Annotated in this window: 14 protein-coding genes and 3 pseudogenes; 6 read left to right on the forward strand and 11 right to left on the reverse strand. The window is 73.1% G+C overall.

What is annotated here, in order from left to right:
• Positions 1-25 precede the first annotated feature (25 nt).
• Complete coding sequence (locus QQK45_RS11605) at positions 26-1,744, reverse strand: discoidin domain-containing protein (RefSeq protein WP_284293387.1); 1,719 nt, start codon at positions 1,742-1,744, stop codon at positions 26-28.
• Positions 1,745-2,025: 281 nt separating this feature from the next.
• Here QQK45_RS11605 and QQK45_RS11610 point away from each other — a divergent pair, with 281 nt between their 5' ends.
• Positions 2,026-3,069, forward strand: coding sequence for a LacI family DNA-binding transcriptional regulator (locus tag QQK45_RS11610; RefSeq protein ID WP_284293388.1), 1,044 nt, complete (start codon positions 2,026-2,028; stop codon positions 3,067-3,069).
• A 67-nt stretch (positions 3,070-3,136) separates the two neighbouring features.
• Complete coding sequence (locus QQK45_RS11615) at positions 3,137-4,225, forward strand: aldo/keto reductase (protein ID WP_431310263.1); 1,089 nt, start codon at positions 3,137-3,139, stop codon at positions 4,223-4,225.
• A gap of 56 nt (positions 4,226-4,281) precedes the next feature.
• Here the strand turns inward: QQK45_RS11615 and QQK45_RS11620 are convergent, their stop codons facing one another.
• From QQK45_RS11620 to QQK45_RS11630, 3 genes and pseudogenes are all read right to left on the reverse strand, one after another.
• Positions 4,282-4,752, reverse strand: coding sequence for a tRNA (cytidine(34)-2'-O)-methyltransferase (locus QQK45_RS11620; protein ID WP_284293389.1), 471 nt, complete (start codon positions 4,750-4,752; stop codon positions 4,282-4,284).
• A gap of 73 nt (positions 4,753-4,825) precedes the next feature.
• Positions 4,826-5,881, reverse strand: coding sequence for a zinc-binding alcohol dehydrogenase family protein (locus QQK45_RS11625; RefSeq protein ID WP_348525216.1), 1,056 nt, complete (start codon positions 5,879-5,881; stop codon positions 4,826-4,828).
• Between the two features lie 220 nt (positions 5,882-6,101).
• A pseudogene (locus QQK45_RS11630) lies at positions 6,102-8,074 on the reverse strand (phosphoenolpyruvate carboxykinase (GTP)).
• Positions 8,075-8,188: 114 nt separating this feature from the next.
• Between QQK45_RS11630 and QQK45_RS11635 the strand changes: the two are divergent.
• Positions 8,189-9,650 (forward strand): annotated as a pseudogene (locus QQK45_RS11635) (helix-turn-helix domain-containing protein).
• Positions 9,651-9,656: 6 nt separating this feature from the next.
• Here QQK45_RS11635 and QQK45_RS11640 read toward each other — a convergent pair.
• From QQK45_RS11640 to QQK45_RS11655, 4 genes are all read right to left on the reverse strand, one after another.
• Positions 9,657-10,445, reverse strand: a complete 789-nt coding sequence (locus QQK45_RS11640) for an ABC transporter ATP-binding protein (protein WP_284293390.1) — start codon at positions 10,443-10,445, stop codon at positions 9,657-9,659.
• A 78-nt stretch (positions 10,446-10,523) separates the two neighbouring features.
• On the reverse strand, positions 10,524-12,044 hold the full coding sequence (gene glpK / locus QQK45_RS11645) for a glycerol kinase GlpK (RefSeq protein ID WP_284293391.1): 1,521 nt from the start codon (positions 12,042-12,044) through the stop codon (positions 10,524-10,526).
• A 109-nt stretch (positions 12,045-12,153) separates the two neighbouring features.
• Positions 12,154-12,879: an MIP/aquaporin family protein gene (locus QQK45_RS11650; protein ID WP_284293392.1), complete on the reverse strand. Its 726-nt coding sequence runs from the start codon at positions 12,877-12,879 to the stop codon at positions 12,154-12,156.
• A gap of 121 nt (positions 12,880-13,000) precedes the next feature.
• Positions 13,001-14,791: a glycerol-3-phosphate dehydrogenase/oxidase gene (locus QQK45_RS11655; protein WP_284293393.1), complete on the reverse strand. Its 1,791-nt coding sequence runs from the start codon at positions 14,789-14,791 to the stop codon at positions 13,001-13,003.
• Between the two features lie 101 nt (positions 14,792-14,892).
• Here QQK45_RS11655 and QQK45_RS11660 point away from each other — a divergent pair, with 101 nt between their 5' ends.
• Both QQK45_RS11660 and QQK45_RS11665 read left to right on the forward strand, forming a co-directional pair.
• On the forward strand, positions 14,893-15,879 hold the full coding sequence (locus tag QQK45_RS11660) for a sugar-binding transcriptional regulator (protein WP_284293395.1): 987 nt from the start codon (positions 14,893-14,895) through the stop codon (positions 15,877-15,879).
• A gap of 68 nt (positions 15,880-15,947) precedes the next feature.
• Positions 15,948-16,508, forward strand: a complete 561-nt coding sequence (locus tag QQK45_RS11665) for an amino-acid N-acetyltransferase (protein WP_284293396.1) — start codon at positions 15,948-15,950, stop codon at positions 16,506-16,508.
• Between the two features lie 17 nt (positions 16,509-16,525).
• On the opposite strand, the gene QQK45_RS11670 is transcribed toward QQK45_RS11665, so the two are convergent.
• A complete protein-coding gene (locus QQK45_RS11670; protein WP_284293397.1) occupies positions 16,526-17,206 on the reverse strand; it encodes an alcohol dehydrogenase catalytic domain-containing protein in 681 nt (226 codons plus the stop codon).
• Positions 17,207-17,264: 58 nt separating this feature from the next.
• Entirely contained in the window at positions 17,265-18,200 is a 936-nt protein-coding gene (locus tag QQK45_RS11675; protein WP_284293398.1) for an HhH-GPD family protein, read from the reverse strand.
• A gap of 391 nt (positions 18,201-18,591) precedes the next feature.
• Between QQK45_RS11675 and QQK45_RS11680 the strand changes: the two genes are divergently transcribed.
• The gene (locus QQK45_RS11680; protein WP_284293399.1) at positions 18,592-19,392 is read left to right on the forward strand and encodes a hypothetical protein; all 801 of its coding nucleotides are present in this window, start codon (positions 18,592-18,594) and stop codon (positions 19,390-19,392) included.
• A gap of 143 nt (positions 19,393-19,535) precedes the next feature.
• On the opposite strand, the pseudogene disA reads toward QQK45_RS11680, so the two are convergent.
• Positions 19,536-20,617, reverse strand: a pseudogene (gene disA, locus QQK45_RS11685) (DNA integrity scanning diadenylate cyclase DisA).
• Positions 20,618-20,641 lie beyond the last annotated feature (24 nt).

A 20,641-nucleotide genomic window follows, 5' to 3' on the forward strand; every position in this document is an offset into this window, starting at 1 on the left:
CAGTCACCCTCCGGGCCACCCTCGGTCAGGATGTAGGGCTTGTTGAAGTTGCCCTGCTTCCAGTACGCCGCGGCGTCGCAGACGGCGCCGTACGAGTTGAGCGCGAGCAGGTCCAGGTCGGGGAGTACTTCTTGTAGTAGTCCCACGCCCCGACCCAGGCGTCCGTCGAGGTGACGGGGTGGTTGGGGTCGGCCTGGTGGATCGCCTTGGCGACGTCGTTGACGAAGGTCGCGTACGCGGCGCGCTGCGCCTCGAGCTGGTCGCCCGAGTAGCAGTTCTGGAGCCCGAGCACGGACTCGTTGCCGACGTCCCAGATCAGCACCGCCGGGTGGCTCTTGTACGTGTTGACCTGGTTGATGATGTCCGTCATCGACGACGACTTGTACGACGCGTCGTTGACGTAGTCCGGGCAGCCGCCCGAACCGGGACCGCCGCCCGGGCCGAGCCAGAACCCGGCGACGACGCGCACGCCGTACTTGGCCGCGACGTCGAACAGCTGCTTGCTGTCCGCGCCCGTGCCCCACGTGCGCAGGGTGTTGGCGCCGAGCTTCACGAAGGTCGGCATGTAGTGCTCGGCCTGGTCCGCGGACGGGCCCCAGGTCATGCCCTTCACGGTGTACGGCTGACCGTTCACCGTGAGCTGCCAGCTCCCGTTGCCGCCGGTGACCTTGACGACGCTCGCGCTGGTCAGCGGCCCGGTGACGTCCGTCGGGGTGCCGGGCGTGCCGCCGTCGTCCCCGCCGTCGCCGTCGCCCGGGTCGGTGCTGCCGCCGTCGTCACCGGCGCCGTAGACGCGGAGCTCGTAGATCGAGATCCCGTAGCCGGTCGCGCGGTGCGTGGCGAGCAGCCGGACGTAGCGGCCGCTGGCCGACGCGGCGAGCGCGTCGGACTCCTTGCCGCCCTTGCCCGTCGTCGTCGTGTACACGTCGTTCCACGTGGACCCGTCGGCGGACGTCTGGATCTTGTACCCGTCGGCGTAGGCGTTCTCCCAGTCGACCTCGACCCGGGACAGCGCCGCCGAGGCACCGAGGTCGACCTGGAGCCACTGGTCGTCGGCCGCGGTCGACGACCAGCGGGTGTCCGCCTTGCCGTCGACGGCGTACGCCGGCTTGTAGTAGTCGGCGTTCTCCGTCGTGGAGGCGGTGGCCGTCTTGCCCTGGGACAGCAGCGACCCGGTGCCGGAGCCGCCGGTGCCGCCGTCGCCGGAGCCCGAGCCCGGGTCCGTGGTTCCGCCGGACGTCCCGTAGACGCGCAGCTCGTAGATCGAGATGCCGTACCCGGTGGCGCGGTGGGTGGACAGGACGCGGACGTAGCGGCCCGAGCCCGACAGCGTGTCCGTGTCGGAGCCGCCGTCGGACGAGGTGGTCGAGTACGCGTCGGTCCAGGTGGTGCCGTCGCCGGAGACCTGGACCTTGTAGCCGTCCGCGTACGCGCCCTCCCAGTGGATCTCGGCGCGCGACAGGGTCGCGGTGGCGCCGAGGTCGATCTGGAGCCACTGCCCGTCCTGGGCCGAGGACGACCACCGGGTCGTGTCGTCGCCGTCCACGGCGTAGGCGGCCTGGTAGTAGTCGGCGTTCTCGAACGACGACGCGGTCGCGGTCTTGCCCTGCGAGAGCAGGACCGGGTCGGCGGCGTGCGCGCGGGGCGCGATCGCCGCGGTGCCGGCCATGACGAGCGCGGCTGCCGCGAGGGCTGCGGCGGCTCGTCTCCGGACGCGCGGGTGCGCGGTGAGGGTGGGGGACATACGGCTCCTTGGATGGGACCAGCCCGCGGCGAGCTGCGGCGCGCGTGCCGCACACCCAGATCTCCGTTGAGCTGGTGCTGCCTGTATCGGTGGTGCGCCGTCGTGGCATCGGTGCCGCGACGGGTCGGTGCTTCCCCTGCGCGGAGAGTGCCCAGAGAGAGCGCTCTCCACCGGTTCCGAGTTTCACCCGATCCCCACGAGGGTGTCAAGCGCTGCGACACCTCGATCTTCGCGCCGCCGGGTGGTGCCGGGATCACGCTCTCTCGGGATATCGTGTCCGGGTGAGTGAGGACCTGCACCCGACGGCGCTCCCGACCCTCGAGGACGTCGCGCGCGTCGCGGGGGTGTCCCGCGCCTCCGTGTCCCGGGTCGTCAACGGCAAGCCCGGGGTCGCGCCGCACATCGTCGAAGCGGTGCAGCAGGCCGTGAAGACCACGCGCTACGTGCCGAACACCGCCGCCCGGTCGCTCGTCACGAGGCAGAGCGGCTCGGTCGCGATCGTGGTCTCCGGTGCGGGCGTCGACCACGAGGCGAGCCCCGAGGAGGTGTACGGGGACCCGTTCTTCGGCCGCCTCTCGAGCGCGCTGGTGAGAGCGCTCTCGCGCCGTGAGCTCCACCCCGTCCTCATGCTCGCCGAGTCCGACGCCGAACGCGACCGCGTCGACGCCTTCCTGGCCCGGCGCGGAGCCGACGGCGCGCTCCTCATCTCGACGGCATCGCACGACCCGCTCCCCGCGCGGCTCATCGGCGCCGGCCACCCCGTCGTCACGTTCTCCCGCCCGCCCGACGGCGTCCGCGCCGACTGGGTCGACGTCGGGCACCGGCAGGGCGCCGCGCTGGCGGCGGACCGGCTCGTCGAGCGCGGCGTCCGCCGGCCCGTCGTGATCTCGGGCCCGCTCGACGTCCCCGCCGCGTCGGACCGGCTGGCCGGGTTCCTCGAGAGCATGGCGCGGCACGGGCACAGCTACGTGCCCGTCCTGACCGGGAGCTTCACCGTGGAGTCGGGCGAGCAGGCGATGCGCGACCTGCTCGCTCAGCACCCCGACCTCGACGGCGTGTTCGCCGCCAACGACCTGATGGGCATCGGGGCGCTGCACGCGCTCGCCGACGCCGGGCGCTCCGTGCCCGACGACGTGGCCGTCGTCGGCTTCGACGACTCGCTCCCCGCGCGCTACGCCAGGCCCGCGCTCACGACCGTGCGGCAGCCGCTCGAGGAGATGGGCGAGGCGATGGTCGACCTCCTGATCGAGCGGCTCGCCGGCCCGGGCGGCGCCCCGGTGTCCCGGGTGTTCGCCCCCACGCTCCAGGTCCGCGCCTCGGCCTGACCACCGCCGGGCTCCTCGCCGCATCGAATCGTTTCGGCCGACGGTGCGTCGGTGGCAGGATGGCCGCATGCCTACGAGCTCGCCGATGCGCCCCGAGTACCCCGCCGACCGCTTCCTCGCCGACCCCGACCGCTACGACGGCCGCATGCCGTACCGCCGCAGCGGGCGCTTCGGGCTCGTGCTGCCCGCGATCTCGCTGGGGCTGTGGCACAACTTCGGCAGCGTCGACAGCCTCGAGACCCAGCGCGCCGTCCTGCACCGCGCGTTCGACCTCGGTGTGACCCACTTCGACCTCGCCAACAACTACGGGCCCGTCCAGGGGTCGGCCGAGGAGAACTTCGGCCGCCACCTCGCCCAGGGCCTGGGCCGGTACCGCGACGAGCTCGTCATCTCGACCAAGGCCGGCTACGGGATGGGCGTCGGCCCGTACCAGGACGGCGGCTCGCGCAAGTACCTGCTGTCCTCGCTCGACCGGTCCTTGCAGCGCATGGGCCTGGACTACGTCGACGTCTTCTACCACCACCGTCCCGACCCCGAGACGCCGCTCGAGGAGACCATGACGGCGCTGCACGACGTCGTGAAGTCCGGCAAGGCGCTCTACGTCGGGGTGTCGAACTACTCGGCGGCGCGGACGCGCGAGGCCGCAGGGATCCTCGCCGAGCTCGGCACGCCGCTGACCATCCACCAGCCGAGCTACTCGATGTTCAACCGGCACGTGGAGAACGTCGTCGACGACGGGTACGACGGGCGTCAGCGCGAGCCGCTGCTCGACGCCGTCGGGGACCTAGGCGTCGGGACGATCGTGTTCTCTCCCCTGCAGCAGGGCCTGCTGACGGACCGCTACCTCTCGGGCTCGGCGCCGGCCGGGTCGCGCGCGGTGTCGACGACGTCGCCGTTCCTGTCCGAGAAGAACCTCTCCGAGACCTACCTCGATCGGGCCAGGGCCCTCAACGAGGTCGCGGCCGGTCGCGGCCAGACGCTCGCTCAGCTCGCTCTGTCGTGGGTGCTGCGCGACGACCGCATCACGTCCGCGCTCGTGGGGGCGAGCAGCGTCGCGCAGCTCGAGGGCAACGTCGCGGCCGTGAGCGGCCCCGCGCTGACCGACGACGAGCTCGCCGCGATCGAGCCGCTCGCCGTCGACGGCACGGGGCGCTGACCCGCCCCTGCTCTCTCCCTGAGTGCGGGGGCTGTGGGGGCTGGTGCTGCTACGGCTCACTGCCCGCCCGCGAACCCGACCTGCCGCCACGCCTCGTAGATCGCGATCGACGCGCTCGACGTCAGGTTGAGCGACCGTCGCGACGGCAGCATCGGGATCTTGACGTGCTCCGTCACGCGCGGGTGCGCCACGACCTCGTCGGGCAGGCCCGTCGGCTCGGGACCGAACAGCAGGATGTCGCCCGGCCCGTACGTCACGTCCGTGTAGCGCGTCGTGGCGTCGACCTCGAACGCGTAGACCCGCGCGTCGGGCCGGGCTGCGAGCAGCGCCTCGAAGTCCGCGTGCACGACGACGCTCGCGAGGTCGTGGTAGTCCAGCCCGGCCCGGCGCAGCTTGGGTTCCGACAGGTCGAACCCGAGCGGCTCGACGAGGTGGAGCGTCGTGCCGGTGACGGCGGACAGGCGGATCGCGTTGCCGGTGTTGCCGGCGATGCGGGGCTCGTAGAACGCGAGGTCGGGAAGGGTCACGCCACCATTCTCGGCCCCGGTCTGTCAGAACGTGGTGCCGGTATACCGGTGCCACGTTCTGACAGGTCGCGGCTCAGGGGACGAGGACCGCCGCACCGGCGAACGCGCCGGCCTTGAGATCGGCCAGCGCCTCGTCGGCGCGGTCGAGCGGGTAGGGGTGGGCGTCGACGTCGAGCCGGTGGGCGGCGGCGAACGCGAGCAGGTCGCGGCCGTCGTCGCGGGTGTTCGACGTCACCGACCGCAGCTCCTTCTCGTAGAACAGGTCGGTCTCGTAGACGAGCGCCGGCACGTCGGACAGGTGGATCCCCGCCACGGCGAGGACGCCGCCGCGGTCGAGGGCGCGCATCGCGACGGGCACGAGGTCGCCGACGGGCGCGAACAGGACTGCGCCGTCGAGCGGTTCGGGCGGGTCGTCGTACGCGCCCCGCGCCGACGACGCCCCGAGCCGCAGGGCCAGCTCCTGCGCCGCGGCGCCCCGCGTGAGGACGTGCAGCGTCGCCCCCTGCGCGAGCGCGACCTGCGCGGTGAGGTGGGCGGACCCGCCGAACCCGTACAGGCCGAGCCTGCCGCCACCCGGCAGCGAGGTGCGGTGCAGCGCGCGGTACCCGATGATCCCGGCGCACAGGAGCGGCGCGAGGTCGACGTCGTCGTAGCCGTCCGGGAGCCGGTAGGCGAAGTCGGCGGGCACGGTCGTGTACTCGGCGTAGCCGCCGTCGGCGTCCCAGCCGGTGTACCGGGAGCGGGGGCAGAGGTTCTCGGCCCCGCGGCGGCAGTACACGCAGACTCCGCACGTGGAGCGCAACCACGCGACCCCGACCCGGTCCCCGACGCGGAGCGTCCCGTCCGCCGCGGGCCGCCGCGGGTCCGCGCGCTCGACGGGTGGCCCGACCGCCACGACCTCCCCGACGACCTCGTGCCCGGGCACGACGCGCGGCCGGTGCACGGCGAGGTCGCCCTCGGTGACGTGCAGATCCGTCCGGCACACGCCGCACGCGAGCACGCGGACGAGCAGCTCCCCGGGCCCGGTCTGGGGCACGGGCAGCTCGACCCTCCGCAACGGCCGCGTCTCGAGCGGCCCGGGTCGCTCGACGACCCACGCCCGCATCGTCTCGGGGATACCGACGCTCATGGGCCCAGTCTGCTCGCGCGACCCGGTGCACGTCGGATGGGGCGGGCGTCGGACATCGTTCGTGGCGGAGTGGTGACCGAACCGCTGAGCCGGGTGGGCGGGGTGTTGGCGCGCGGTGTGGTGGGTCTGGCGGGAGCCGAGCGAGGCGGATGGAAGACCGCGCGCCAACACCCCGCCCACCCGGCGGACCCGACCACGGGCCCACCGGCGAGCCGAGACCTCAGCTCAGGCGCTCGTCGTCCAACCGGTCGCGCAGGTGCTGGAGCTGCTCGCGCAGCGCCGTCGGCACCCGCTCGTCGAACGTCGCGAAGAACTGCTCGGTGAGGTCGCACTCGCCCTTCCATCGCTCGGGGTCGACGGCGAACAGCTCGTCGAGCGCACCCTCGGCCAGGTCGAGGCCGGTGGTGTCGAGCGCGTCGCCGTCGGGGACGAGCCCGACGGGCGAGGGCCGGGCCCCACGGTCGAGGCGGACGGCGCGGGAGCGCTCGACCTGTCGGACCATCCAGGCGAGGACGCGGGCGTTCTCGCCGAACCCGGGCCACAGGAACGACCCGTCGGCGCCGCGGCGGAACCAGTTGACCTGGAACATCGTGGGCCGGGTGTCGGGGTCGAGGGTGTCGCCGACGCGGAGCCAGTGGGCCCAGTGGTCGGCCATGTTGTAGCCGGCGAAGGGCAGCATCGCGAAGGGGTCGCGGCGGAGCTCGCCGACCTTCCCTTCTGCGGCGGCGGTGCGCTCGGACGAGACGGTCGCGCCGAGGAACACGCCGTGCGCCCACGAGTACGCCTGGGCGACGAGGGGCACGTTGGTCGCCCGGCGCCCGCCGAAGACGATCGCGTCGACGGTGACGCCTTCGGGCGTCTCCCAGTCGTCGGCGATGGTCGGGCACTGGGCGGCGGCGACGGTGAACCGGGAGTTGGGGTGCGCGGCGGGTCGCCCGTCAGCGGGGGTCCAGTCGTTCCCCTGCCAGTCGACCAGGTGCTCGGGGACCTCGTCCGTGAGCCCCTCCCACCAGACGTCGCCGTCGTCGGTGAGGGCGACGTTGGTGAAGATCACGTCCTGGCGGAGCGTCTCGACCGCGACGGGGTTGGTGGCCTCGCCGGTCCCGGGCGCGACCCCGAAGAACCCGGCCTCGGGGTTGATGGCGCGCAGGCGGCCGTCGTCGTCGGGCTTCATCCAGACGATGTCGTCGCCGAGCGTCTCGACCTTCCAGCCGGGGAGCGTGGGCTGGAGCATCGCGAGGTTCGTCTTGCCGCACGCCGAGGGGAAGGCGGCGGCGACGTGGTACGGCCGGCCCTCGGGGGTGGTGATGCGGATGAGGAGCATGTGCTCGGCGAGCCAGCCCTCGTCGCGCGCCATCGCCGACGCGATGCGCAGCGCGAAGCACTTCTTGCCGAGCAGCGCGTTGCCGCCGTACCCGGAGCCGTACGACCAGATCTCCCGCGACTGTGGGAACTGGACGATGTACTTGAGGTCGTTGCACGGCCACGGCACGTCGTCGGTGCGGGTGCCGTCGGCGGCGACGAGCGGCGCCCCCACCGAGTGGACGCACGGGACGAATTCCTCGCCGGCGGCGACGCGGCGCAGCACCTCGGGGTTCACGCGGGTCATGGTGAGCATCGACAGCGCGGCGTAGGGGAGTCGGTGACCTGGACGCCGAGCTTGGACAGCGCCCCGCCGACGGGACCCATCGAGAACGGGACGACGTACATGGTGCGGCCGCGCATCGACCCGTCGAACGCGCCGCGGAGCTCGGCGCGCATGACGGCGGGCTCGCGCCAGTTGTTGGTGGGGCCGGCGTCGTCCTCGCGGTCGGAGCAGATGAAGGTGCGGGCCTCGACGCGCGCGACGTCGCCCGGCGCGGACCGTGCGAGGTACGAGCCGGGGCGGAGCTCGGGGTTGAGGGGGATCAGGGTGCCCGCGTCGACCATGGTCTCGACGAGCTTCCGGCGCCAGGCGTCGGTCCCGTCGACCCAGACGACGTCGTCGGGCCGCGTGAGCTCGGCGACGGCCTCGACCCACGCGGTCGCGGTGAGCCCGGCGGCGCCGGGCAGAGGGTCCGTGGCTGCCTGCGCCGGGCGGGCGGGCAGCTCCCGGCCCGACGGTGCACGCAGGGTCTCCTCGAGCGCGCGAGTCCGCCGGGGGTTGGCGGTGGCGCCGGTGGTGCGGGAGCGGGGGTCGGCGGTCAACGTCATGATCGTCACCTCGGGGTCGGTCCGAACGGGCTGACTCCACCCTGACCCGCGCCCCTCGAGACTTCCGCACCGATCTGCCGTAAAGATCGAGCGATCTTCACGTATCGTGAAGCGATGGCCACCGAACCTCTCACGATCGGCCGAAGGATCCGGCACTTCCGCACGCAGGCCGGCCTGACGCTCGACGCCCTCGGCGAGCAGGCGGGCGCCGCGCCGAGCCAGCTCTCGCAGATCGAGAACGGTCGCCGCGAGCCGCGCCTGTCCCTGCTCCAGCGGGTCGCCGACGCCCTCGGCGTGCCGCTCACGGACCTCTTGACCGAGGACGCGCCCACCCCGCGCGACGCCCTCGAGATCGAGCTCGAGCGGGCACAGCGCCGCCCGCTCTACGCCGCGCTCGGCCTGCCGAGCGTCAAGGTCTCCCAGAAGCTGCCGATGCCGGTCCTCGAGTCGCTCGTCGGCCTCCACGGCGAGCTCGCGCGCCGCGAGTCCGAGTCGATCGCGACCCCCGAGCAGGCCCGACGCGCCAACACGGCCGTGCGGCTCGGCATGCAGGCCCGCGACAACCACCTCGCCGAGATCGAGGACGTCGCCGAGGAGATGGTGCGCCGCGCCGGCTACGAGGGGGCGCGCTCACGCACCGCATGGTCACGGTGATGGCCGAGCAGCTCGGGTTCGAGCTCGTCCACGTCGGCGACCTGCCGCCCACGACGCGCACCGTCACGGACCTGGAGAACCGCCGGATCTACCTGCCGTCGTCGTCGATCCCGGGCGGGCACGGCCTTCGCTCGCTCGCGCTGCAGGCCATCGCCCACCGGGTGCTCGAGCACGAGCGGCCGGCGTCGTACGAGGCGTTCCTGGGCCAGCGCAACGAGATCAACTACTTCGCGGCCGCGTGCCTGATGCCGCGGTTCGTCGCCGGGCCGTGGCTCGAGGCGCGCAAGCACGACCGCGACCTCGCGATCGAGGACTTCCGCGACGCGTTCGGGGTGACGCACGAGGCGGCGGCGCGGCGCTTCACGAACCTGGCGGCCGTCGTCCTGGGGATCCGCTGCCACTTCCTGCGCGTGCAGGAGGACGGCTCGCTCTACCGCGGCTACGAGAACGACGGCTTCCTGCTGCGCGCCGACGTGACGGGCGCGATCGAGGGGCAGCCCGTGTGCCGGTGGTTCGGGGCGCGCGCCGCGTTCACGAGCCACGACCGGGCCACCGAGTGGTACCAGTACACCGACACCCCGGCCGGCACCTTCTGGTGCTCGACGCAGGCCGGGGCGACGGCGTCGGGCGACTTCACCGTCACGATCGGCGTGCCGTTCGCGCAGTCCAAGTGGTTCCGCGGCCGGGACACGACGACGCGGCGGACCTCGACCTGCCCCGACGACGCGTGCTGCCGCCGCCCGCTCGCCGCCGCCACCGCGCGCTGGGGGAGACGTCGTGGCCGAGCGCCCGCATGCGGCAGCACGTGTTCGGGCCGCTGCCGACGGGCGCGTTCCCCGGCGTCGACCAGACGGACGTCTACGACTTCCTCACGCGTCACGCGCCCGACGCCGCCGCCCGGCCGACCTCCGCGCCGGGCTGACCCCGGTCAGCGACCGGCGCGCTGCGCCACCAGGGGAGCGGCCTCGGCGAGGCCGCGGACCGACGGGTGAGCGCCGTCGTCGGGCCGGAGGACGTCCGCGAGCGGCCCCGACGCGACGAACGTGCCGTCCGCGAGCACGTGCACGGACCTGCACAGCCGTCGGACCAGCTCGATGTCGTGGGACACCAGCAGGACGGCGGTGCCGTGCTCCGCCGTCTCGGTGGCGAGGCGATCGGCGATCCGGCCGCGCATCGCGGGGTCGACCGCCGTCAGCGGCTCGTCGAGGAGCAGCACGTCCGGCCGGGTGGCCAGCGCGAGGGCGAGCGCGAGGCGCTGCTTCTCGCCGCCGGACAACGACCCGACGGTGCGCGACGCGAATCGCGGCTCGAGCGCGACCGCGTCGAGGAGGTCGTCCACGGTGCGCCCGCTCGTGCGCCCCGCCTTGCGCGCGTCCGCGAGGGCCGAGGCGACGGCCCGCTCGACCGACCACCGTGGGTCGACGTCCAGGCCGCTCTGCGCGACGACGCGCACGGCCGCCCGGAACCGCTTCGTCTCCCGTCGGCCCAGCCGGGACACCGCGTGCCCCTCGAACGTCACGTGCCCCCGGCGCGGCTTGACCTGGCCGCGCAGCGCCCCGACCAGGGTCGACTTCCCGGCCCCGGACTCGCCCAGGACTCCCACGGGCGCCGTGCCCGGGGTCAGCGCCAGGTCGATCCCGCGCAGGACCGCAGGGCCGCCGTAGTCGGCCACCAGGCCGGTCGCCTGCAGCAGCGGGGCGGGAGAGGTCGTGCTCATCGACGTGACGTTACCGGGCACGGCTGGGGCCGCTGTCCAGGTTCGGACGGCGGCCCCGGTCGGCGGCGGTAGGCCGCGCTACTGCTCGACGTCGTCGTCGACCCAGTCGAGGGTCTTCGTGACGGCCTTCTTCCAGTTGCGGTAGAGGCGTTCGCGCTCGCCCTGGTCCATGTCCGGGGTCCAGCGCTTGTCCTCGGCCCAGTTGTCGATGACGTCCTGCTCGCCGTTCCAGAACCCGACCGCGATGCCGGCCGCGTAGGCCGCGCCGAGGGCCGTCGTCTCCGCGACCTTCGGGCGGATCACCGGGACGCCGAGCTGGTCGGCCTGGAACTGCATGAGGAGGTTGTTCGCGGTCATGCCACCGTCGACCTTGAGCTCGGTGAGGTCGACGCCCGAGTCGGCGTTCATGGCGTCCAGGACCTCACGGGTCTGGAACGCCGTCGCCTCGAGCGCGGCCCGTGCGATGTGGTTGCGGTTGACGTACCGGGTGAGCCCGACGAGCGCGCCGCGGGCGTCGGGACGCCAGTACGGTGCGAACAGACCGGAGAACGCCGGAACGAAGTAGGCGCCTCCGTTGTCGTCGACCTTGCTCGCGAGCCACTCGACGTCGGGGGCGTCGGTGAACATCCCGAGGTTGTCGCGCAGCCACTGCACGAGGGAGCCGGTGACGGCGATCGACCCCTCGAGCGCGTAGATCGGCTTGCTGTCGCCGATCTTGTAGCAGACCGTGGTGAGCAGGCCGTTCTTCGACGGGATCTTCTCCTCGCCCGTGTTGAGGAGCATGAAGTTGCCGGTCCCGTAGGTGTTCTTCGCGGAGCCGACATCGAAGCACGCCTGCCCGAACGTCGCAGCCTGCTGGTCACCGAGGATGCCCGCGATCGGGACGCCGTCGAGCATGCCGTGCGGGCGGCCCTTGCCGTACACCTCGGACGACGACCGGATCTCGGGGAGCATCGAGAGCGGGATTCCCATGTCCTTTGCGATGTCCTCGTCCCACGACAGGGTGTCGAGGTCCATGAGCATCGTGCGGGACGCGTTCGTGACGTCGGTGACGTGGACGCCGCCGTCGACACCGCCCGTGAGGTTCCACAGCGTCCACGTGTCCGTGTTGCCGAACAGCAGGTCGCCGCGCTCCGCGGCGTCGCGGGCGCCCTCGACGTTGTCGAGGATCCACTTGACCTTCGGGCCGGAGAAGTACGTCGCGAGGGGCAGACCCACGCGCGCCTTGTACTTGTCGGCGCCCTCGGAGCCGCCGAGCTCCTCGACGATCTTCTGGGTCCGGGTGTCCTGCCAGACGATCGCGTTGTAGACCGGCTTGCCCGTGGTCTTGTCCCAGACGACGGCGGTCTCGCGCTGGTTCGTGATGCCGACGGCCGCGAGGTCCTCCTTGGTGAGGTTGCCGCGCGTCAGTGCGAGGCCGACGACCTCACGGACGTTGTTCCAGATCTGCTCGGGGTTGTGCTCGACCCAGCCTGCACGCGGGAAGATCTGGTCGTGCTCGAGCTGGCCGACCGAGACGATCGTGCCGGAGTGGTCGAAGACGATCGCGCGGGAGCTCGTGGTGCCCTGGTCGATGGCGAGGACGTAGTCAGCAGCCATGGTGTCTCTCAGTCCTTCTTGTATCTCGAGGTGGTGCTCCGCCGGGCGGGGCGCGGTGCGTTCCGCCTCCCTGCCCGTCCCCCTCCCGGCGGAGCGGTGGTGCGGTGGGTCAGATCGTGGCCTGGCTGAGCAGGCCCGCGAGGACGCCGCCGACGAGCGGGCCCAGGACCGGCACCCACGCGTAGGACCAGTCGCTCGAGCCCTTGCCCTTGATGGGCAGGAGCGCGTGTGCGATGCGCGGGGCGAGGTCACGGGTCGGGTTGATCGCGTACCCGGTCGGTCCACCGAGGGACGCGCCGATGCCGACCACGACGAGCGCGACGCCGAGCGCCCCGAGCCCGCTGGAGTTCTCCTTGACGCCCGAGACGACCACCCAGTACACGAGGACGAAGGTGCCGATGACCTCCGTGATGAAGTTCCACGCGTACGACCGCAGCTCGGGGCCGGTGGAGAACACGCCGAGCTTGACGGCCGGGTCGGCGTCCTGGTCGAAGTGCTTCTTGTAGGCCAGGAACGCGAGGACCGCACCGATGAACTCGCCCGCGAAGTAGACGAGCGTGTGGCCGAAGGTCACGGTGAGGTTGGCGCTGCCGCCGTAAGTGTCGGCGCCGCTCGCCCAGATGCCGACCGTGACGGCCGGGTTGAGGTGGGCACCGGACTTCCACGCGGCGTAGACGCCGGTGAAGACCGCGAGGCCCCACCCGAAGTTGATCAGCAGCCAGCCGCCGGCGAAGCCCTTCGTCTTGGGAAGGATGACGTTCGCGACGACACCGGCACCGAGCAGGATCAGCAGCGCGCTGCCGATCACCTCGGACCAGAAGACCTGTCCGGTCATGGTGGTGACTCCGTTTCTGTTCTGACATCACTGTCAAGCTCACCGCCGCAGCGTCGCGGCGATGTCGTGCATCCCCCTGCTTCCCCTGGCTCGTCCGGGCCGCCGACGGCGCCCGGTGGCGTCAGGCGCCGTCCGTGTCCCTCCCGTCGCTCGATGCGTCGTCGGTGGTGCCCAGCGGGCGCAGCGGCTCCAGCTCCGTCGCCTCGAGCCGGACCTGCTCGGCGGTGGCGTCGTCGGGCTGCTGTTCCGCGCGTTCCTCGGCGTCCGCGCGCTGGCGGTAGGCGTCGATCTCACGGGCCTTGGTGGCGTCGTCCCAGCCGAGGAGCGGCGCCATGATGTCCGCGATCTCCGGGCAGGCCGCGAGCCCGCGGTCGCGGACCTCGTAGTTCAGCCGGGTGCGGTGGAGGAGGACGTCCTCGAGGTGGATCGCGCCCTCGTGGGTGACGGCGTACGCGATCTCCGCGCGCAGGTAGGCCGGCGCGTGCTCGAGCGGCTTGGCGAGCGACGGGTCGTCGACGCACGCGTCGACGAGGTCGCGGAGCATCGACCCGTACCGGTGGAGCAGGTGGTCGATGGTCGCGGGCGACCAGCCGTAGCGGGTCGCGTAGGTGCGCGCCTGGCGGCGCACGGCCTCGAGGCCCTCGGCCCCGAGGAGCTGGATCTTGTCCGTGATGGACGGCAGGCCCGACGCGCGGTCCCGGCCGATCGCGAAGTCGACGGCGTCCTCGGCCATCACGCGGTAGGTGGTGAGCTTGCCGCCGGCGATGACGGTCAGGCCCGGCACGGGCGAGGCGACGGTGTGCTCGCGCGACACCTTCGCGGAGCTCGTGCCCTCCTTGGTCCCGGGCTGCAGCAGCGGCCGGAGGCCGGCGTAGGTGCCGATGACGTCGTCGCGGGTCAGCGGGTGGGCGAGGACCGCGTTGGCGTGCTCGAGCACGTAGTCGATGTCGGCGGCGGTCGCGACGGGGTGCTGCGGGTCGAGCGTCCACGGCGTGTCGGTGGTGCCGATGATCCAGTACCGGGACCACGGGATCACGAACAGCACCGACTTCTCGGTCTGGAGGATGAGCCCGACCTTGCCCTGGATGCGCTCGCGCGGGACGACGAGGTGCACGCCCTTCGAGGCCAGCACCCGCAGCCCGCCCTCACCGCCGGAGAGGGCCTCGGTCTTCTCGGTCCAGACGCCGGTCGCGTTGATGACGTGCCGCGCGCGGACGTCGAACTCCTCGCCGGTCTCGAGGTCGACGAGGCGCGCCCCGGTGACCGCACCGGTGGAGTTCTTGAGCAGGTCGACGACCTGGGTGCGGGCCGCCGCGTGCGCGCCGTACGACGTGGCGGTGCGGACGAGCGTGACGACGAGCCGCGCGTCGTCGACCGAGGCGTCGTAGTAGCGGATCGCGCCGACGGCGGCGTCGTGCGCGAGGTCGGGGAAGGCCCGCGTCATCCCGGCCCTGGAGAGGTGGCGGTGGTAGGGAAGGGCGCGCTTGCCGGGGGCGACGCTCGCGAGCGCGTCGTAGAGCGCGACGCCCGAGCCGACGTACGCGCGCTCCCAGACGTGGTGGGTCAGCGGGTACAGGAAGGCGACGGGCCGCACGAGGTGGGGAGCGACGAAGCTGATGAGCCGGTCGCGCTCGGTCAGGGCCTCGTGGACGAGGTGGAAGTCGAGCATCTGGAGGTAGCGCAGACCGCCGTGGACGAGCTTGCTCGAGCGGCTCGACGTGCCGGAGGCCCAGTCCTGCGCCTCGACGACCGCGGTGTGCAGGCCGCGCGTGGCGGCGTCGAGCGCGATGCCGGCTCCCGTGACACCGCCGCCGATGACGAGCACGTCGAGCTCGTTGTGCGCCGTGCTGCTGGCCTTGAGGACCTCGAGCGCGCGGCGGCGCGATCCTGCGGACAGTCGGCTGGATGCCATGGTTGCCTCCATCGGCTCGTGGGTGACGCGGCAGTTCTTCCAGGGGAACACGGCGCGAACGGACGCGCAACGCGGCTGCACGAACGTGCAATCATGGGTCCATGGACCCCTACGGACGCGAGGCCGACATCGTGCGCGCGGCGTCGATGTACTACCTCCAGGACATGAAGATGGAGGCGATCGCCAAGCATCTCGGCACGTCACGGTCCACCGTGTCGCGGCTGGTCAAGCGCGCCCGCGAGACCGGGCTCGTCGAGATCACGCTCCGCAGCCCCGAGCACCGCGTGCCCGGCCTCGCGCAGCAGATCGCCCGCGCGTACGGCATCGAGGTGTACGTCGTGCCGGTCCCCGACACGTCGAACGAGGTCGAACGGCTCGACCAGGTCGCCCTCACGACCGCGCGCCTGCTCGGCTCGTGGTTCGACTCCGACATGGTCCTGGGCATTGCGTGGGGCACGACGCTCGCCGCGATCGCCCGGCAGCTCACCGCCAAGCCCACGCGGGGCAGCGTCGTCGTGCAGCTCAACGGCGCCGCCAACACGCGCACGTCGGGCATCGAGTACGCGGGCGAGCTCGTCCAGCGCTTCGCGGCTGCGTTCGACGCGGCGTTCTACGACTTCCCGGTCCCCGCGTTCTTCGACTACGCCGAGACCAAGGACGCCATGTGGCGCGAGCGGTCGATCCGGCGCGTCCTGGAGACGCAGGTCCGCTGCGACATCGCACTCTTCTCGGTCGGCGCGCTCTCGGGCGGGTTGCCCAGCCACGTCTACTCCGCCGGGTACCTCGACCCCGAGGACCTCGCGACGCTCGAGGTCGAGGACGTCGTCGGGGACGTGTGCACCGTGTTCCTGCGCGAGGACGGCACGTACTCCGACATCCCGCTCAACGACCGCGCGACCGGGCCGACCCCCGCCCAGCTGCAGCGCGTCCCGCGGCGCGTGTGCGCCGTCGCCGGTGACAACAAGGTCGCGCCGCTGCGGGCGGCGCTGCACGCGGGCACCGTGACGCACCTCGTGATCGACGAGCTCACCGCCCACTCGTTCGCCGACGGCGACGGCGCCGTGTCCCAGGCGCGACGGCGCGGATGAGCACCGTGCAACTATGTGTCTGTTTGCATGACTATGCCACCGGGCGCTGTCCGGCGTAGATTGGCCGCGTGCCCGACAGCCACGACCCCACGCCCGACGTCCCGTCCGCCCGGGGCGGTGACGTCCGGGTCCGGCCCGCGCTCCCGTCCGACGTCCGCGCCGTCCGAGCGCTCGTCGAGCCGTACGCCGAGGCCAGGATCCTCCTCGCCAAGGAGCTCGTCGGGTACTTCGAGGCGGTCCAGGAGTTCCTCGTCGCCGACGTCGCCGCCGAGGGTGCGCCCGCGCACGTCGTCGGGTGCGGGGCCCTGCACGTGATGTGGGACGACCTCGCCGAGATCCGCACGCTCGCCGTCGGGCCGGAACGCAAGGGGACCGGCGTCGGGCACCGGCTCGTCGAGGCCCTGCTCGACCGTGCCCGCGCGCTCGGCCTGCGCCGCGTGTTCTGCCTGACCTTCGAGGTCGCGTTCTTCGAGCGGCACGGGTTCCGTGCCATCGAGGGCACGCCCGTGACGCCCGACGTCTACACCGAGCTCCTGCGCTCGCACGACGACGGCGTGGCCGAGTTCCTCGACCTCGCGCGCGTCAAGCCCAACACCCTCGGGAACACGCGGATGCTCCTCGAGCTCTGAGCCGGTCGCGTCGACGCTCAGGCGACGCGCAGCACCATCTTCCCCGTCGTCTCGCCGCGCTCGAGCACCACGTCGACGCCACGCCCGCCCGTGGCCTGGAGAACCTGCTCGGCGAAGCCGTCGCGCTCGAAGAGCCGGTCGTAACCCAGCCGGTCCGCGAGGTCGAGCTTGGCGGCCGAGCCGACCGTCCCGTACACCGCGGACGCCCCGAGGCTCCGGGCGACCCCTGCGGCGGCGGACCCGACGCCGCCGGTCGCGGCATGGATCAGGACGGTCTCGCCCGGCGCGAGGCGACCCGCGTCGGCCAGGACGCCGTACGCCGTCGGGTACACGCACGGGACGCCGGCCGCGACCTCGGGCGCGAGCCCCGCCGGGACGCGCGCGACGAAGGCCTCGGAGGTCACTGCCAGCTCGGCGTAGCCCCCGAACCCGGGCAGGTACGCCGCGACGACGTCGCCGGGCCGCACCGAGGCGACCCGGGAGCCGACCTGGACGACCGTGCCCGCGACCTCCAGGCCCGGCACGTCGAACCCGTCGGGGTCGCCGAACTCGCCACGACGGTGCTGCACCTCGGCGAAGTTCACGCCCGCGAACGCCACCTCGACCAGGACGTCGCCGGCCCCCGGGCGGGGGCGGGGGAGCTGGGCCTCGACGAGGACCTCGGGTCCTCCGACGGTGTCGAATCCGATCGCGCGCACGCAGCGTCCAACCTGTCCGGGTCCGTCGGTTGTTCCCGGGCTGCGGAGGTCGTGCCGATCAGTCCGTCCCCGCCCCGCCGCCGGACGTGTCGCCACCCGGCAGCGCGAACAGGTCGGGCTCGTCGGGTGGCGTCTCGGCCAGCCCGTCCTCGACGAGGCTCGCGAGGCACCGGCCGACCTGCGCCGCGTCGTCGGCGACGAGCAGGAGGCGCTCGCGCTCGACCGGCCCCGACGCGTCGCGCAGGAGCGCCATGACGCGTCCCCGGACCTGCCGGTCCGTGCCATGCCACGGCTGGGTCCGGCGTCGGGCCGCGTGCGCGTCGGGCGGGTGCCCTGCGGCCCGCCACGCGCACAGGTCGCGCACCGGGCAGGCCGCGCAGTCGGGGGCGCGGGCCGTGCAGACGAGCGCCCCGAGCTCCATGGACGCCGCGGCCCAGCGTGCCGCGTCCCCGTCCGACGACGGCACGAGGCCCGCTGCGAGCGCCCGCTCGGCGGCCGTCGGGGTGGGTCGGGGCAGGGCCTCGCCCGCCACCGCGCGGGCCAGCACGCGGCGCACGTTCGTGTCGACGACGACGGCTCGCCGCCCGAACGCGAACGCCCGCACCGCTGCGGCCGTGTACTCGCCGACGCCCGGCAGGGCACGGAGCGCGGCCTCGTCGTCGGGCACCTCGCCGCCGTGCTCGCGGACGATCACGCGAGCGCACTCCTGCAGGCGCAGCGCGCGGCGCGGGTAGCCGAGGCGGCCCCACGCCCGCAGCACGTCGGCCGTGGGCGCCGCGGCGAGGTCGGCGGGCGTGGGCCAGCGCTCGAGCCACGTCCGCCAGACAGGCTCGACGCGGACCACCGGCGTCTGCTGGAGCATCGTCTCGCTCACGAGCACGCCCCACGGGGTCCGGTCGGGGTGCCGCCACGGGAGGTCGCGGGCGGCGTCGTCGAACCACGCCACGACGGCTTCGCGCAGCGCGTCGGCGCGGGAGTCGGTCGTCGTGGTCACGCCCCCATTGTCCGCTGTGCGCCGGGCCGCGGGGGTCGCGGGCGCGCCTCGTCCGCGAGGCCCGCGCCACCGCTTAGGTTGGGGGCGAGCACGAGGAGGACGCGCAGTGACCAAGCCGCCGGGAGACGACCGGGACCCGCGACGGGGAGCGTCGTCGGGAGGCCGACGACCCGGGACCGGGCGGCCGGCCTCGGGCGGCGCGCGCGCCTCGGGCCAGTCCCGTACCGCCGGCGGGACGCGGGGTGCGGGCGCGACCCGCGCGTCGGGAGCGTCGTCGCGCACGGCTGGTCCGTCGCGGGCGGCCGGATCCCGGACCTCGTCGACCTCGACGCGCTCGGGCGGAGTGCGGCGTGCTCCCGCCCGCCCGGGCCCTCGACGGCCGCCGCGGGCGGTGCTCTGGCTGCGGCGGGTCGTCGCGCTCGGCCTGGTCGCGCTGGTCGTCGTGGTCGGCGTGCTCGTCGTCAAGACGATCGCACCGGCGGTGTCGAGCGCGCTCGGCGGTGGGGGAGACGCCGTGACCACGGTCGGGGCCGGTCCGTCCCCGCTCACCACCCCCACCCCGACGACCACGACGGGCGGACCGGCGGCTGACTGCACGGCCGCCCAGGTCGCGGCGACGGTCGCGCCGTCGTCCACGATCTTCACGTGGGGCCGTGACGTCACGTTCACCGTGCAGGTCCGCAACGTCGGGTCGGTCGCGTGCGTCGTCGACGGCTCCGACGCGGCGCGCGCCGTCGTCGTGAGCCAGGGCAAGACGCCCGTGTGGTCGTCCGCGGACTGCGCTGCCACCACGCAGCGGCTCCTGCTGCTCGGGCCCGGCGACGTCGACACGAAGCAGGTCACCTGGAAGCGCACGCGCTCGGCCCCGCACTGCGCGACGACCGCGGCGACAGGGAAGGCCGTCGGGGCCGGTGACTACACGGTCGCCGTCCGGCTCCTCGGGGTCGCGGGCGACCCCGCCACCCTCACGCTCACGCCGAAGGAACCCGACCCGACGACCCCGGCAGCCGACGCCCCGACACCGGGCGGCGAGGGCACACCGTCGGGCAAGGAGACGCCGTCGAGCCAGAAGACGAAGGGTGCGAAGTCCGCCTCGTCGGCGACCAAGGACACGGCGAAGACCACGGACGGGAAGACCCCGCAGCAGGGGTCGACCGGATCGCCGACGAGCGCGTCGACCGCGCGGGACTGAGCGGCCGCGCGTCGCCGAGACGGGGGTCCGTTCTTCCGGCTGGGTCTGAAGGACGGATTCCCGAATCTCGGTGCGCGGACGAGCCCGTGAGCCCGATCCGATGTCACCGTCGCCGAACGGTTCCTCCGCTCGGCGACACGTCCTCAGACGTACCGCTCGAGGATGCTCGACTCGGCGAGGCGCGACAGCCCTTCCCGGACGGCCCGCGCCCGCTGCTCGCCGACGCCGTCGACCTGCATGAGGTCGTCGACGCTGGCCGCGAGGAGCTTCTGCAGACCGCCGAAGTGCGAGACGAGTCGGTCGACGATGGTCGGGGGAGGCGCGGGACCTTCGACAGGAGGCGGAAGCCGTGCGGCGCGACCGCGGTGTCGAGGGCGTCGCCGGCGCCCGGCAGGTCGAGGACCTTGCCGATGCTCGACGGGTCGAGCAGCTCGTTGGAGCCGAGCGCCCCGAGCTCGCGCTGGACGGCGGCGAGCGTGCGGGTCTTCGACAGGTCGACGTAGTCGCGGATCACCGAGTCGCGGTCGGAGCCGATCCCGCTGACGAGCTCGTCGAGTTGGAGGGCGAGGAGGCGGCCGTCGGTCCCGAGCTCGATGACGTAGCCCGCGATCTCGTCGGCGATGCGGCTGACCATCTCGAGCCGCTGCACGACGGCGCACACGTCGCGCACCGTGACGAGGTCCTCGATCTCGAGCGCGGAGAGCGTGCCCGACACCTCGTCGAGACGCGAACGGTAGCGCTCGAGCGTCGCGAGGGCCTGGTTGGCGCGGGACAGGATCGTGTCCGAGTCCTCGAGCACGTGCCGGACGTTGCCGACGTAGAGGGCGACGATCCGCATCGACTGGGACACCGAGATCACGGGGAAGCCGGTCTGCTTGGCGACCCGCTCGGCTGTGCGGTGACGGGTACCGGACTCGGTGGTCTCGATGCTCGAGTCGGGCAGGAGCTGGACCGCGGCGCGCAGGATCCGGCTCGCGTCCCGGTCGAGGACGACCGCGCCGTCCATCTTCGACAGCTCGCGCAGGCGCGTCGCGGAGAACCCGACGTCGAGCACGAAGCCGCCCGAGCACATGGCCTCGACGGTCTTGTCGAGCCCGAGCACGATGAGGGCGCCGGTGCGCCCGCGCAGGATGCGTTCGAGGCTGTCGCGCAGGTCCGTCCCGGGTGCGACGGCGGCCAGCGTCTCGCGCAGGACGAGATCGGTCGAGGGAGGGGTCGGCGCCACGCACGAATCCTACGCCGGGGCGCC

This window comes from Luteimicrobium album, assembly GCF_030161555.1.
Taxonomy (GTDB): domain Bacteria; phylum Actinomycetota; class Actinomycetes; order Actinomycetales; family Cellulomonadaceae; genus Luteimicrobium; species Luteimicrobium album.

Bases quoted from the DNA above. Each gene is read 5' to 3' on its own strand.
- QQK45_RS11605 (WP_284293387.1), bottom strand. From the start codon at position 1,744: ATGTCCCCCACCCTCACCGCGCACCCGCGCGTCCGGAGACGAGCCGCC.
- QQK45_RS11615 (WP_431310263.1), top strand. From the start codon at position 3,137: ATGCCTACGAGCTCGCCGATGCGCCCCGAGTACCCCGCCGACCGCTTC.
- QQK45_RS11625 (WP_348525216.1), bottom strand. From the start codon at position 5,881: ATGAGCGTCGGTATCCCCGAGACGATGCGGGCGTGGGTCGTCGAGCGA.
- QQK45_RS11640 (WP_284293390.1), bottom strand. From the start codon at position 10,445: ATGAGCACGACCTCTCCCGCCCCGCTGCTGCAGGCGACCGGCCTGGTG.
- glpK (WP_284293391.1), bottom strand. From the start codon at position 12,044: ATGGCTGCTGACTACGTCCTCGCCATCGACCAGGGCACCACGAGCTCC.
- QQK45_RS11650 (WP_284293392.1), bottom strand. From the start codon at position 12,879: ATGACCGGACAGGTCTTCTGGTCCGAGGTGATCGGCAGCGCGCTGCTG.
- QQK45_RS11655 (WP_284293393.1), bottom strand. From the start codon at position 14,791: ATGGCATCCAGCCGACTGTCCGCAGGATCGCGCCGCCGCGCGCTCGAG.
- QQK45_RS11660 (WP_284293395.1), top strand. From the start codon at position 14,893: ATGGACCCCTACGGACGCGAGGCCGACATCGTGCGCGCGGCGTCGATG.